The sequence below is a fragment of the Streptomyces sp. ALB3 genome (genome assembly GCF_044385685.1).
Classification (GTDB): Bacteria; Actinomycetota; Actinomycetes; order Streptomycetales; family Streptomycetaceae; genus Streptomyces.
Genome location: NZ_JBISCE010000004.1, coordinates 54,487 through 67,644 on the forward strand (window position 1 = coordinate 54,487; position 13,158 = coordinate 67,644).

At 70.8% G+C, this 13,158-nt stretch carries 11 protein-coding genes and 1 riboswitch; of the genes, 6 read left to right on the top strand and 5 right to left on the bottom strand.

Features of this window, described 5'->3' with window-relative positions; all coding sequences use genetic code 11:
• Positions 1-6 precede the first annotated feature (6 nt).
• Entirely contained in the window at positions 7-2,241 is a 2,235-nt protein-coding gene (gene glgX, locus ACHFIV_RS05695; protein WP_398964333.1) for a glycogen debranching protein GlgX, read from the bottom strand.
• Positions 2,242-2,396: 155 nt separating this feature from the next.
• Here glgX and ACHFIV_RS05700 point away from each other — a divergent pair, with 155 nt between their 5' ends.
• The 5 genes from ACHFIV_RS05700 to ACHFIV_RS05720 all read left to right on the top strand — a co-directional run bounded on the left by ACHFIV_RS05700 (position 2,397) and on the right by ACHFIV_RS05720 (position 7,415).
• Positions 2,397-3,614 carry a L,D-transpeptidase gene (locus ACHFIV_RS05700; protein ID WP_398964335.1) on the top strand — a complete coding sequence of 406 codons (1,218 nt, stop codon included), beginning with the start codon at positions 2,397-2,399 and terminating at the stop codon, positions 3,612-3,614.
• Between the two features lie 202 nt (positions 3,615-3,816).
• Positions 3,817-5,067 (top strand): L,D-transpeptidase, encoded by a 1,251-nt coding sequence (locus ACHFIV_RS05705; RefSeq protein WP_398964337.1) that lies wholly within the window; start codon positions 3,817-3,819, stop codon positions 5,065-5,067.
• 96 nt (positions 5,068-5,163) lie between these two features.
• Complete coding sequence (locus tag ACHFIV_RS05710; RefSeq protein WP_398964339.1) at positions 5,164-5,931, top strand: enoyl-CoA hydratase/isomerase family protein; 768 nt, start codon at positions 5,164-5,166, stop codon at positions 5,929-5,931.
• Between the two features lie 251 nt (positions 5,932-6,182).
• Positions 6,183-6,698, top strand: a complete 516-nt coding sequence (locus tag ACHFIV_RS05715; RefSeq protein ID WP_398964341.1) for an ATP-binding protein — start codon at positions 6,183-6,185, stop codon at positions 6,696-6,698.
• Positions 6,699-7,199: 501 nt separating this feature from the next.
• Entirely contained in the window at positions 7,200-7,415 is a 216-nt protein-coding gene (locus tag ACHFIV_RS05720) for an EF-hand domain-containing protein (protein WP_033298481.1), read from the top strand.
• Positions 7,416-7,544: 129 nt separating this feature from the next.
• Here ACHFIV_RS05720 and ACHFIV_RS05725 read toward each other — a convergent pair whose 3' ends face one another.
• The 4 genes from ACHFIV_RS05725 to gcvT form a co-directional block, all read right to left on the bottom strand.
• Entirely contained in the window at positions 7,545-8,930 is a 1,386-nt protein-coding gene (locus tag ACHFIV_RS05725) for an L-serine ammonia-lyase (protein ID WP_398964343.1), read from the bottom strand.
• Between the two features lie 157 nt (positions 8,931-9,087).
• Entirely contained in the window at positions 9,088-10,347 is a 1,260-nt protein-coding gene (gene glyA, locus ACHFIV_RS05730; RefSeq protein WP_398964345.1) for a serine hydroxymethyltransferase, read from the bottom strand.
• 18 nt (positions 10,348-10,365) lie between these two features.
• A complete protein-coding gene (gcvH, locus tag ACHFIV_RS05735) occupies positions 10,366-10,743 on the bottom strand; it encodes a glycine cleavage system protein GcvH (protein ID WP_099174367.1) in 378 nt (125 codons plus the stop codon).
• 90 nt (positions 10,744-10,833) lie between these two features.
• Positions 10,834-11,961, bottom strand: coding sequence for a glycine cleavage system aminomethyltransferase GcvT (gene gcvT, locus ACHFIV_RS05740; RefSeq protein WP_398964346.1), 1,128 nt, complete (start codon positions 11,959-11,961; stop codon positions 10,834-10,836).
• Between the two features lie 169 nt (positions 11,962-12,130).
• Positions 12,131-12,228, bottom strand: a riboswitch (glycine riboswitch).
• A gap of 173 nt (positions 12,229-12,401) precedes the next feature.
• Between gcvT and ACHFIV_RS05745 the strand changes: the two genes are divergently transcribed.
• Positions 12,402-13,091 carry an AAA family ATPase gene (locus ACHFIV_RS05745; protein WP_398964348.1) on the top strand — a complete coding sequence of 230 codons (690 nt, stop codon included), beginning with the start codon at positions 12,402-12,404 and terminating at the stop codon, positions 13,089-13,091.
• Positions 13,092-13,158: the final 67 nt, after the last annotated feature.

Here is a 13,158-nt window from a genome sequence, read left to right on the forward strand (position 1 = left end):
CCCACCTCACCCCGCCACCCGCAGCAGCAGCACGGACCTGCCGGGCACGGTGAGCACCGTGCCGCCCCGGTGCACGGTGCCGGGGGCGGCGGACTGGTCCTCGAGCGAGGTGTCCAGCACCAGCTCGTAGTCCTGGGCCCAGGGCGGGCCGGGGAGCCGGAAGTCGCAGGGCCGGTGGTCCGCGTGCAGGACCGCCAGGAAGCTGTCGTCGGTGATCTGCCCGCCCCGGGCGTCCCTGCCCGGGATGTCGCGCCCGGAGAGGTAGAGGGCGAGCGTCGCGGCGGGCGCGTACCAGTCGCCCTCCGTCATCTCGGCACCCTGCGGCGTGAACCACGCGAGATCGCGGAGACCGTCAGGGGCCTGCGGTGTCCCCGCGAAGAAGGCACGGCGGCGCAGTACCGGATGACGGTGGCGCAGACGGAGCACCCGGGCGGTCAGCTCGGTCAGCGCGCGCCACCGCGGATCGTCCAGGAGCGACCAGTCCAGCCAGCTGACCTCGTTGTCCTGGCAGTAGGCGTTGTTGTTGCCGCCCTGCGTACGGCCCATCTCGTCGCCCGCCACCAGCATCGGCACCCCCGTCGACAGGAGCAGCGTGGTCAGGAGGTTGCGCAGTTGCCGGCGGCGCAGGGCGTTGATGCCGGGGTCGTCCGTCTCGCCCTCCGCGCCGCCGTTCCAGGCGCGGTTGTCGTTCGTGCCGTCGCGGTTGCCCTCCCCGTTGGCCTCGTTGTGCTTGTGCTCGTAGCTGACCAGGTCGCGCAGGGTGAAACCGTCGTGCGCGGTGACGAAGTTGACCGAGGCGTACGGGCGCCTGCCACCCCAGGCGTACAGGTCGCTCGACCCGGTGAGCCGGTAGCCGATGTCGCGTACGTCGGGCAGCGCACCGCGCCAGAAGTCGCGCACGGCGTCCCGGTAGCGGTCGTTCCATTCGGTCCACAGCGATGGGAACGCGCCCACCTGGTAGCCGCCGTTGCCCACGTCCCACGGCTCCGCGATCAGTTTGACCCGGCGCAGCACGGGGTCCTGGGCGATCACCGCGAGGAAGGGGGAGAGCATGTCCACGTCGTGCATCGAGCGGGCGAGCGCCGCCGCCAGGTCGAAGCGGAAGCCGTCGACGCCCATCTCCGTCACCCAGTAGCGGAGCGAGTCGGTGATCAGCCGGAGGACCTGCGGCTGCACCACGTGCAGGGTGTTTCCGCAGCCGGTGTAGTCCGCGTACCGGCGGGCGTCCGGCTGGAGGCGGTAGTAGCCGCGGTTGTCGATGCCGCGCAGGGACAGCATCGGGCCGAGTTCGCCGGCCTCCGCCGTGTGGTTGTAGACCACGTCGAGGATCACCTCGATCCCGGCGTCGTGCAGGGCGCGCACCATCTGCTTGAACTCGCCGACCTGCTGACCCGCCGTGCCGCTCGCCGCGTAGTCCGCGTGCGGGGCGAAGTAGCCGATCGAGTTGTAGCCCCAGTAGTTGTGGAGCCCGCGCCGCAGCAGGTGGTCCTCGTGGGCGAACTGGTGGACGGGGAGCAGTTCCACGGCGGTCACCCCGAGTCGGCGGAGGTGGCCGACGGCGGCGGGGTGGCCGAGTCCGGCGTAGGTGCCGCGCAGCTCGGGCGGGATGTCCGGGTGGAGCTTGGTGAAGCCGCGCACGTGCAGCTCGTAGATGACCGTGTCCGCCCACGGCGTCTTGGGCCTGCGGTCCTCCGCCCAGTCGTCGTCGTCGTGCACGACGACCGCCTTGGGGACGTACGGCGCGGAGTCCCGGTCGTCGCGCACGGTGTCGGCGACGTGCTGCTCGGGCCAGTCCCTCACATGGCCGTACACCTCGGGCGGAAGGGTGAACGACCCGTCCACCGCGCGGGCGTACGGGTCGAGGAGCAGCTTCGCCGCGTTCCACCGGGCGCCGGTCCAGGGGTCCCAGCGCCCGTGCACGCGGTAGCCGTAGCGATGTCCCGCACCTACGCCGGGGACGAATCCGTGCCAGATCTCGTGGGTCAGCTCGGTCAGCGGGAGCCGGGTCTCGGCGCCCCGGTCGTCGAAGAGGCAGAGTTCCACGGCCTCGGCCCCGCCCGCCCACAGGGCGAAGTTGGTACCCGCCACACCGTCCGGCCCGACCCGGTACCGGGCCCCCAGCGGCATCGGGGCACCCGGCCATACGGGTGGTCCGTCCGCGACGCTCCCGGAAGCCTGTCCGGCCTCCGCCACCCTCCCCGTCGTACGGGGTGTCTCCTCCTGCTCGGCTGTGCTCGACACCTCTCAGCCTCCTGCGGCTCGTAGGAGCGGCCACCCGGCAGAAGGAGTGCGCGGCGTCCCGGCCGCGGCCTCCCTGGCGGTGTCCTCCCCCTTGTTCTGCCCACCGGGCGGCCCGCACTCACGTTTCCCCGGGGCCGCCCCGTCGTTGGGGGAGCGTGAACCACGTAGCGAAGAGAGCACGGGCGGGTTCGGCCGCCGTGCTGACATGGGCAGGACTGTTCACCGTGCCGGCCGTACTGACGGGCTGCACCGGGGCGTCGTCGTTCTTCGACAACCGCTCACCCGGGGACGCCATCCGTGTCGTCCCCGAGGACGGCGCCGAGGACGTCGGCGCGGACAGCCGGCTGGAGGTGACCGTCCCGGACGGGCGGCTCGAGCGGGTGAAGGTGACCCGGATGGAGGACGCGGAACACCAGGAGGTGCCGGGCCGCATCGCGGAGGACGGCCGTTCGTGGGTCCCACGGGACGACGGGTACCGGCTCGGGCTGGCCGGGAAGTATAGCGTGGAGGCCGTCGCCGTCGACGGTGACGGCCACCGCTCGGCACGCAGCACCACCTTCACCACCCTGGTCCCCAAGGACCGCTTCATCGGCTACTTCAAGCCGGAGAACCGGTCCACCGTGGGCACCGGGATGATCGTCTCCTTCGGCTTCAACCGGCCCGTCACCCGTCGTGCCGCGGTGGAGAAGGCCATCAGAATCACCACGGAACCGAAGGTCGAGGTGGTCGGCCACTGGTTCGGCAAGGACCGGCTCGACTTCAGGCCCGCCACGTACTGGAAGCCCGGCACCGAGGTCACCGTCGACGTGGGCCTGCGCGACGTGGAGGGCGCGCCCGGGGTGTACGGCAGCCAGCGGAAGAAGGTGACCTTCCGGGTGGGCCGCTCCCAGACGTCCGTGGTGGACGCCCGGGCCCACACGATGGAGGTACGCCGCGACGGCGAGCTCGTCAGCACGGTGCCGATCACCGCGGGCGCCGCGAGGACGACCACGTACAACGGGAAGATGGTGGTGTCCGAGCTGCACGACGTGACCCGCATGGACGGCAGTACCGTCGGGTTCGGCGGCGAGTACGACATCAAGGACGTGCCCCACGCGATCCGGCTGACGAAGTCGGGCACCTTCCTGCACGGCAACTACTGGGAGTCCCCGGACATCTTCGGCTCAGAGAACACCAGCCACGGCTGCATCGGCCTGCGTGACGTGAAGGGAGGAAGCTCGGACACCCCGGCCGGCTGGTTCTTCGAGCGGACGCTCGTGGGCGATGTGGTCGAGGTGGTCAACTCCACCGACAGGACCGTCGCTCCGGACAACGGCCTCGGCGGCTGGAACCTCGGCTGGCCGCAGTGGAAGGCGGGATCCGCCCTGCGCTGACCCCCGCCCGACCTGGGCAGGCCCCGGAGGCGCCCCCTCCGGGGCCGCCCGCCGGGGGCCGGCGGGACTTGGGACGGAACAGTGACATTCCGGAGGAGTTCTCCCCACGCGCGGTGTGATTATCTTGCGCCCAGCGTGCATGTACAGCGCGCGGGGGTGCGGGCCATGGCGGGGCCAGGCCGTGCGAGGGGAGACGACCACAATGAACGGGCAGCCGATATCCGGGGCAGGGGCCGGCGCGGGCGGGGGACGGCGCGGGCGCGGAGCCCGCGGACTCTCCGCACTGGCACTGGGAGCGCTGCTGTTGCTGGTGACCGCGTGCGGCGGCAGCGGGTCCGCCGCCGAGAAGGACGGCAAGGCCGGGGGCGCGGGGGCCGGTGACACCAGTGCCTCACAGGCGGTCGTGACCATCGCCCCCAAGGACGGCGCCGACGACGTGGCGACCAGCGGCGCACTGAAGGTCTCGGCGGCCGAGGGCAAGCTGAGCACGGTGAAGGTCGCCGACACCAAGGGCAAAGAGGTCGAGGGCAAGATAGCGAAGGACGGCCTGAGCTGGGTGCCCGACCGGCACCTGGCCGCCGCGACCAAGTACACGGTGCACGCGGTCGCCAAGGACGACAAGGGCCGCCAGTCGGCCAAGGACACCAGCTTCACGACGCTGGTCCCGAAGAACACCTTCATCGGCCAGTACACGCCGGAGGACGGCTCGACCGTCGGCGTGGGCATGCCGGTGTCGATCCACTTCACCCGGGGCATCACCGACCCGGCGGCCGTCGAGAAGGCGATCAGCGTGACGGCGGAGCCCGCCGTGCGCGTCGAGCCCCACTGGTTCGGCAACGACCGCCTCGACTTCCGCCCCGAGAACTACTGGGCGGCCGGCACGAAGGTGACCCTGCGCCTCGACCTCGACGGCGTCGAGGGAAGGCCGGGGGTCTACGGCAAGCAGGCCAAGACGGTGAAGTTCACCATCGGCCGGAGCCAGGTCTCCACGGTCGACGCGAGCTCCCACCGGATGAAGGTGGTCCGTGACGGCAAGCAGATCAAGGACATCCCCATTTCCGCGGGTGCCCCTGCCACGACCACGTACAACGGCCAGATGGTCATCAGCGAGAAGCTCAAGGTGACCCGGATGAACGGTGACACCGTCGGGTTCGGCGGCGAGTACGACATCAAGGACGTGCCGCACGCGATGCGCCTGTCCACGTCGGGCACCTTCATCCACGGCAACTACTGGGGCGCGTCGAGCATCTTCGGCTCGACCAACACCAGCCACGGCTGCGTCGGTCTGCGGGACGTACGGGGCGCCTGGGACAGCAAGACGCCCGCGGCCTGGCTCTTCGACAACTCCCTGATCGGCGACGTGGTCGTCGTGAAGAACTCCAAGGACAAGGTGATCCAGCCGGACAACGGCCTCAACGGCTGGAACATGGACTGGTCGGAGTGGATCAAGTAGCTCCACCGGCCGGCACGCCGGCAGGAAGGGGCGGGCCCGGTGCTGTGACCAACGGCACCGGGCCCGCCCGCGTTAGCGGCGGTTAACCTGCTCCCCATGACCGTAACCCTCGAAGTAAGCGACAGCGTCGGCACGATCCGGCTGGACCGCCCGCCGATGAACGCCCTGGACGTCGCCGTCCAGGACCGGCTGCGGGAACTCGCCGAGGAGGCGGGCCGGCGCGACGACGTGCGCGCGGTGGTCCTGTACGGCGGGGAGAAGGTGTTCGCGGCGGGCGCGGACATCAAGGAGATGCAGGCGATGGACCACGCGGCCATGGTCCTGCGCTCCCGGGCCCTGCAGGAGGCCTTCACGGCGGTGGCCCGCATCCCCAAGCCCGTGGTCGCGGCCGTCACCGGCTACGCCCTGGGCGGAGGCTGCGAGCTGGCGCTCTGCGCCGACTTCAGGATCGCCGCGGACAACGCGAAGCTCGGGCAGCCGGAGATCCTGCTGGGACTGATCCCCGGTGCCGGCGGCACACAGCGCCTGGCCCGCCTGGTGGGCCCGTCCAAGGCCAAAGACCTGATCTTCACGGGCCGTCAGGTGAAGGCCGCAGAAGCGCTCTCGATCGGCCTGGTGGACCGGGTGGTGCCCGCCGCCGAGGTGTACGAGCAGGCGCACGCCTGGGCCGCCCGGCTGGCTCGCGGGCCGGCTCTGGCGCTGCGGGCGGCCAAGGAGTCCGTGGACGCGGGCCTGGAGACGGACATCGACACCGGGCTCACGATCGAGCGCACCTGGTTCGCAGGGCTGTTCGCCACCGAGGACCGGGAGCGGGGCATGCGCAGCTTCGTGGAGGAGGGCCCGGGCAAGGCCGAGTTCGTCTGACCGAGCGTGAGGTGCGTACACAGGCGCGCACGTTCATCCGTGCGGGCGGTCGTGCCGGACCTTAAGAGAGCCTTAAGGCCCGGCGCCCGATCCGCTCGCGCGATGACCCGGCCGCTCGCTGTCGCCGCAGGTGGGCATAGCTGCGGGGGTCTTCTTTCTGCCCCTGGCATATGCCGGAGAACCGGCCCGGAATGACTGGTTCCGGCAGAGGGATTCTGCCGGAACGGTCACGGAGCGCGTTCTGTGCGGCCATGATGGTGCGCATGGCGGGCCTCGAGGGTGTGGAACAGCCGCGACCGCGCAGCGGCGCGACAGCGGCGCGCTGGATGTCTGCCGTCGAAGACGAACAGGCGTTCAAGGCGCTGGAGTTGTTCGGAAATCCGACGGAGGAGGAGGTCCGGCTGCCCTCCCGTCCGGAGTCCGCGGCCACGGCCCGCCGGATCACCTCGTGCGTGATGCTGCGCCAGTGGCAGCTTCCGCCGCAGACTGCGGAGTTCGGCGTCCTGCTGGTCTCCGAGCTCGTGGGGAACGCCGTGCGGCACACCGGCGCGCGCGTCTTCGGCCTGCGGATGCTGCGCCGCCGCGGGTGGGTGCGGATCGAGGTGCGTGACCCCTCGCGCGGGCTGCCGTGCCTGATGCCGGTCGGTGAGATGGATGTCAGCGGGCGAGGTCTCTTCCTGGTCGACAAGCTCTCCGACAGGTGGGGTGTGGACCTCTTACCGCGCGGGAAGACCACCTGGTTCGAGATGCGCACCGCCGACCGGTGACACACAGAAGCCCCCGGGCGGCCTGGGTGTGGCGCGTCGGGGGCCTCTGAGGGGGCCGTGGAATGGGGGGTGTGTCCACGGCCGCACGTGGGACCTGGCTCGGGTCGGAGGAGGTCGTGCCTCCGACTATGACAGACGGGCGCCCCGGGAGCCAAAGCCGTCAATCGGTCGCTACCGGTCAAATCATGCTAATTGCTTTGCGCATCGCAGGTGTGATGAGTCACGCACCTGGCATTCTGCATGTATGCACCGACTTCGCTCGGTAATTCGTTGATCACTTCCTGGCAGTGGCCCCGGGCTCACCGCTCTGGCACCACCGCCGGGCAGACCCTCCCCCTCACCGGGACCGGCTGTCGCCGGCTGAGCGCGGTGAGGACGATGGAACTGCCGTCCTGCGTCCGCACCGTCCGGGCCGGTCCCCGCCGTCGCCCGCCGGAACCGTCACTCGGGGTGCCGGATAATCTGACCTCCGTCAACGACGCTTAACGAAGGGGCGGAACAGTGGCGGACATCGAGTCGGCACGCAAGGCATTCGAGCGCTTCGACCAGAACAGCGACGGCAGCATAACGGCCGCCGAGTACAAGAGCGCGATGGCACAGCTCGGTGACCCCTACGTCACCGAGACGGTGGCCCAGGCCGTCATCAACGCCCACGACGGCAACGGCGACGGTGAGCTCACGTTCGACGAGTTCTGGGCCTCGCAGAACAAGGCCTGACCCCGGGTGTGGCCGGCTCTTCGTGCCGGCCACCACGCTCCCGGACGGAGAGCGCACCCGGCGCCCCGTGAGCAGGGAAGGCCCTGACAGCGCTGAAAGACGTGAACGCGCTGGTCAGGGCCTAGAGCCTCAGCACTCGATGATGTTCACCGCGAGGCCGCCGCGCGCCGTCTCCTTGTACTTGACGCTCATGTCCGCGCCCGTCTCCTTCATCGTCTTGATGACCTTGTCGAGGGAGACCTTGTGGGTGCCGTCGCCGCGCAGCGCCATCCTGGCCGCCGTGACGGCCTTGACCGCCGCCATGCCGTTGCGCTCGATGCAGGGGATCTGCACCAGGCCGCCGACGGGGTCGCAGGTCAGGCCCAGGTTGTGCTCCATACCGATCTCCGCGGCGTTCTCCACCTGCTCGGGGGAGCCGCCCAGGACCTCGGCGAGGGCGCCCGCGGCCATGGAGCAGGCGGAGCCGACCTCGCCCTGGCAGCCGACCTCGGCGCCGGAGATGGAGGCGTTCTCCTTGAAGAGCATGCCGATGGCGCCTGCGGCCAGGAGGAAGCGGACGACACCGTCGTCCTTCTCGGCCTCGGTGCAACTGCCCGCGGCGAAGTTCATGTAGTAGTGCAGGACGGCGGGGATGATGCCCGCCGCACCGTTGGTGGGGGCGGTGACGACGCGCCCACCGGCGGCGTTCTCCTCGTTGACGGCCATGGCGTAGAGGGTGATCCACTCCATGGCGAGCGTCTGGGGGTCGCCCTCCGCGCGCAGCTGCCTGGCCGAGTTGGCCGCGCGGCGCCGGACCTTCAGGCCGCCGGGCAGGATTCCCTCGCGGGACATGCCGCGCGTGACGCAGGCCTGCATGACCCGCCAGATCTCCAGCAGGCCGGCCCGGATCTCGTCCTCGGTCCGCCAGGCCTTCTCGTTCTCCAGCATCAGCGAGGAGATGGACAGGCCGGTCTCCCGGGTGAGCCTCAGCAGCTCGTCGCCGGTGCGGAAGGGATGCTTCAGGACGGTGTCGTCCGGGATGATCGGGTTCTCGCCGGCCACGGCGTCCTCGTCGACGACGAAGCCGCCGCCCACCGAGTAGTACGTCTTCTCCAGGAGCGGCGAGCCCTCCCGGTCGTACGCGAGGACCGTCATCCCGTTGGCGTGGTACGGCAGGGCCTTGCGGCGGTGCAGGACGAGCTGCTCGTCGGCGTCGAAGGGGACCTCGTGCATACCGAGGAGATTGATGCGGCCCGATGCGCGGATCTCCTCCACGCGGGCGTCGGCGCCCTCGACGTCCACCGTGCGGGGCGACTCGCCCTCCAGGCCCAGCAGGACGGCCTTGGGGGTGCCGTGGCCGTGGCCGGTCGCACCGAGGGAGCCGTACAGCTCGGCGCGTATCGAGGCGGTGTGGGCCAGCAGGCCCTCGTTCTTGAGCCGGCGGGCGAACATGCGGGCCGCACGCATCGGGCCGACCGTGTGCGAGCTTGACGGGCCGATGCCGACAGAGAAGAGGTCGAAGACCGAGAGGGCCACGGGGGGTACTCCTAAGGCGTTGGTGGACGTCGTTGTCCGCCGGGTGGTGCGGGGACGGGCCGGTGGGCCCGGGAGCGCGGGGCAAAGGGGTGGGGGCACCGGGCTCACTGGGTTCAGTGTGCGCGGTGCCCCCACCCTGTGTGCAAATTGCGGGTGACTACTTGATGCCGGGGTACAGCGGGAACTTCTCGGCCAGCGCGGTCACGCGGGCCTTGAGGTCGTCGGCGTCGTACGTGGGCTTCAGCGCGGCCGCGATGATCTCGGCGACCTCGGTGAAGTCCTCCGCCTGGAAGCCGCGGGTGGCCAGGGCGGGCGTGCCGATGCGCAGACCCGAGGTGACCATCGGGGGCCGCGGGTCGTTCGGGATGGCGTTCCGGTTGACCGTGATGCCCAGCTCGTGGAGCCGGTCCTCGGCCTGCTGGCCGTCCAGCTCGGAGTTGCGCAGGTCGACCAGGACCAGGTGGACGTCCGTGCCGCCGGAGAGGACGGACACGCCCACCTCGGTGACGTCCGGCTGCACCAGACGCTCGGCGAGGATGCGGGCGCCGTCCAGGGTGCGCTGCTGGCGCTCCTTGAACTCGTCGGTCGCCGCGACCTTGAAGGAGACGGCCTTGGCCGCGATCACGTGCTCCAGCGGGCCGCCCTGCTGACCGGGGAAGACCGCCGAGTTGATCTTCTTGGCGAGCTCCTGCGTCGACAGGATCACGCCGCCGCGCGGACCGCCGAGGGTCTTGTGCGTGGTGGTCGTGACGACGTGGGCGTGCGGCACCGGGTTGGGGTGCAGGCCCGCGGCGACCAGCCCCGCGAAGTGGGCCATGTCGACCATCAGGTACGCGCCGACCTCGTCCGCGATGCGGCGGAAGGCGGCGAAGTCCAGCTGACGGGGGTAGGCGGACCAGCCGGCCACGATGAGCTTCGGCTTCGACTCCTTGGCGAGGCGCTCGACCTCGGCCATGTCCACCACACCGGTGTCGTCGACGTGGTAGGGGACCACGTCGTAGAGCTTGCCGGAGAAGTTGATCTTCATGCCGTGGGTCAGGTGACCGCCGTGGGCCAGGTTGAGACCCATGATCGTGTCGCCCGGCTTCAGCAGCGCGAACATGGCGGCGGCGTTGGCCTGCGCGCCCGAGTGCGGCTGGACGTTCGCGGCCTCGGCGCCGAAGAGCGCCTTGATGCGGTCGATCGCGATCTGCTCGACCACGTCGACGTGCTCGCAACCGCCGTAGTAGCGGCGGCCGGGATAGCCCTCGGCGTACTTGTTGGTGAGGACGGAGCCCTGCGCCTCCATGACCGCGACCGGAGCGAAGTTCTCCGAGGCGATCATCTCGAGGGTGGACTGCTGGCGGTGGAGCTCGGCGTCGACGGCGGCGGCGACGTCCGGGTCCAGCTCGTGGAGGGAGGAGTTGAGAAGCGACATCAGTGGGTCCCTAAGGTCTCAGTTGCCGGAGAACGCGGTGTACTCGTCGGCGGAGAGAAGGTCCTTCGGCTCCTCCGCGACGCGCACCTTGAACAGCCAGCCGCCCTCGAAGGGAGCGGAGTTCACCAGCGACGGGTCGTCCACGACGTCCTGGTTGGCCGCGGTCACCTCGCCGGTCACCGGCGAGTACAGGTCGCTGACCGACTTGGTCGACTCCAGCTCACCGCAGGTCTCGCCCGCGGTCACCGTGTCACCGACCTCCGGGAGCTGGGCGTAGACGACGTCACCGAGCGCGTTCGCCGCGAACTCGGTGATACCGACCGTGGCCACGCCGTCCTCGAGGGCCGACAGCCACTCGTGCTCCTTGCTGTACCGCAGCTGCTGGGGGTTGCTCATGACCTGAATTCTCCTGTACGCGAGGGAGTGGTGGTGAACGGTGGTCTTACGGTGTGAGACACGAATACGTCACGTGCGCGGTGCGCAGCGTCACTTACGGCGCTTGTAGAAGGGAAGAGCCACGACCTCGTACGGCTCGTGCGTGCCCCGGATGTCGACCCCGACGCCCTGGGTGCCGGGCGCGGAGTGCGCCGCGTCCACGTAGGCCATGGCGATCGGCTTGCCCAGGGTCGGTGACGGCGCACCGGAGGTGACCTCGCCCACGACCTCCCCGCCGACGACGACGGGGTAACCGGCGCGCGGCACCCGGCGGCCCTCGGCGACCAGGCCGACCAGCTTGCGGGGCGGGGCCTGCTCGGCCCGCTCGGCCGCGGCGGACAGCGCCTCGCGCCCGACGAAGTCGCCCTCCTTCCCGAACTTCACGACCCTGCCCAGCCCCGCGTCGAAAGGCGTCAGCGCCGTGGTCAGCTCGTGTCCGTACAGCGGCATGCCCGCCTCCAGGCGGAGCGTGTCGCGGCAGGAGAGCCCGCACGGGATGAGGCCGTACGGCGCGCCCGCCTCGGTCAGCGCCTTCCACAGCTGCTCGGCGTGGGCGGGGGCCACGAAGAGCTCGAAGCCGTCCTCACCGGTGTAGCCGGTACGGGCGATGAGCGCGGGGACACCGGCGACCGTTCCGGGGAGTCCGGCGTAGTACTTCAGTCCGTCCAGGTCGGCGTCCGTGACCGACTTCAGTACGGCGGGGGAGTCGGGGCCCTGGACGGCGAGCAGGGCGTACGCGTCGCGGTCGTCGCGTACCTCGGTGTCGAAGTCCCCGGCGCGCCCGGTGAGCGTGTCCAGGACGAGCTGGGCGTTGCCGGCGTTGGCGACGACCATGTACTCCGTGTCCGCCAGGCGGTAGACGATCAGGTCGTCCAGGATGCCGCCGTCCTCCGCGACGATCATCGTGTAGCGGGCCCGGCCCACCCCCACGGTGGCGATGTCGCCGACCAGCGCGTAGCTCAGGAAGGCCGCCGCCTGCGGGCCGGTGACGGTGATCTCGCCCATGTGCGAGAGGTCGAACAGGCCGGCACGGGTGCGGACCGCGTTGTGCTCGTCGCGCTCGCTGGCGTACCGCAGCGGCATGTCCCAGCCGGCGAAGTCGGTCATGGTCGCGCCCAGCGACCGGTGCAGGGCGTCGAGGGCGGTGCGACGGGGGGCGGTGCTCGGGGCAGTGCTCATGGACATGGCTCCAGGGCATGACGACAGGGGGTGTGGTTCCCTCCCCATCTGTCATCGGAACCTGAGAGGTTCGCCGAGAGCCCCTGAAAGGGTCCTGCCGGGATCAGCTCCGGCAGGGTCGGCTTGCACCTTGGGTGGGACCGCGCAGCGGTCCGCTTTTCAGATCTGCCTCATCCACGCGGTACGGGGCCTGAGAGATTCAAGGGAGGAACTTGCTCCTTCGGCGCCCGGCGCACACGGTGACCGGGACTCTCCCGCGCGGATTCGAACGGCCTGTATGCAGTTGGCGGGGTCATCATCGCACGCATTGGGGGAGAGTGGGGTGTCCCGGTGCCGACCCGTACCGGTCCCGACACGTGGGGACGGAAGCAGTTGTGCCGCATTACCTTTTCTTTACACTTCTTGAGCAGGTCGGTGGGTGACTCGGCAGGGGGAAGGCGATGACGTTGCAGCGCTACGCGACTACCGCGGGGGCGGCGCGCGGTGCGATGCCCCAGCAGCCGGGCGTGCCCGCCCGGGAGCTGACGGGCGGGCACGCTCCGGTGGTGCGTGATCTTCGAGGCGGGGGCGGCCGGGGGGCGGACGGCCTCGACTTCGCCGCGGGTGACGTGGTGGTGGTCTCGGGGCTGCCCGGCAGTGGGAAGTCGACGCTGATCCGCCGGGCGGTCCGGGAGCACGCGATCGACTCCCAGGACACGAGGGACCGCTGGGCGGCCGCCCTGCCCCGGTTACTTCCGTACGCCCTCTACCGCCCTCTGGTGCGCGCCGCGCACTACGCCGGACTGTGGCGGGCTCTGAGATCGGGCGGATCCGTCGTCGTCCACGACTGCGGCACGCAGGCCTGGGTGCGCCGCTGGCTGGCCCGTGAGGCCGGGCGCCGGGGCAGCGCCCTGCATCTCGTCCTGCTCGACGTCACCCCCCGGGTGGCCAGGCAGGGGCAGCGGGAGCGGGGGCGCGGTGTCTCCGGATACGCGTTCGCCCGGCACCGGCGCGCGGTCGCCCGGCTGCTGCGCGACACGGAGAGCGGCCTGCTGCCGCCGGGCTGCGCCTCGGCGGTCCTGCTCGACCGGGAGACGGCGGCCGCGATCGGCCGGATCTCGTTCCCGGAGGCGCGGCTGCCGCAGGAGTAGGCCCGGTGGGCCGCCTCCGGCGGGAGGCGGTTCCCCGCCGTCGCGACGGCGGTGCGGGCGCGCCCCG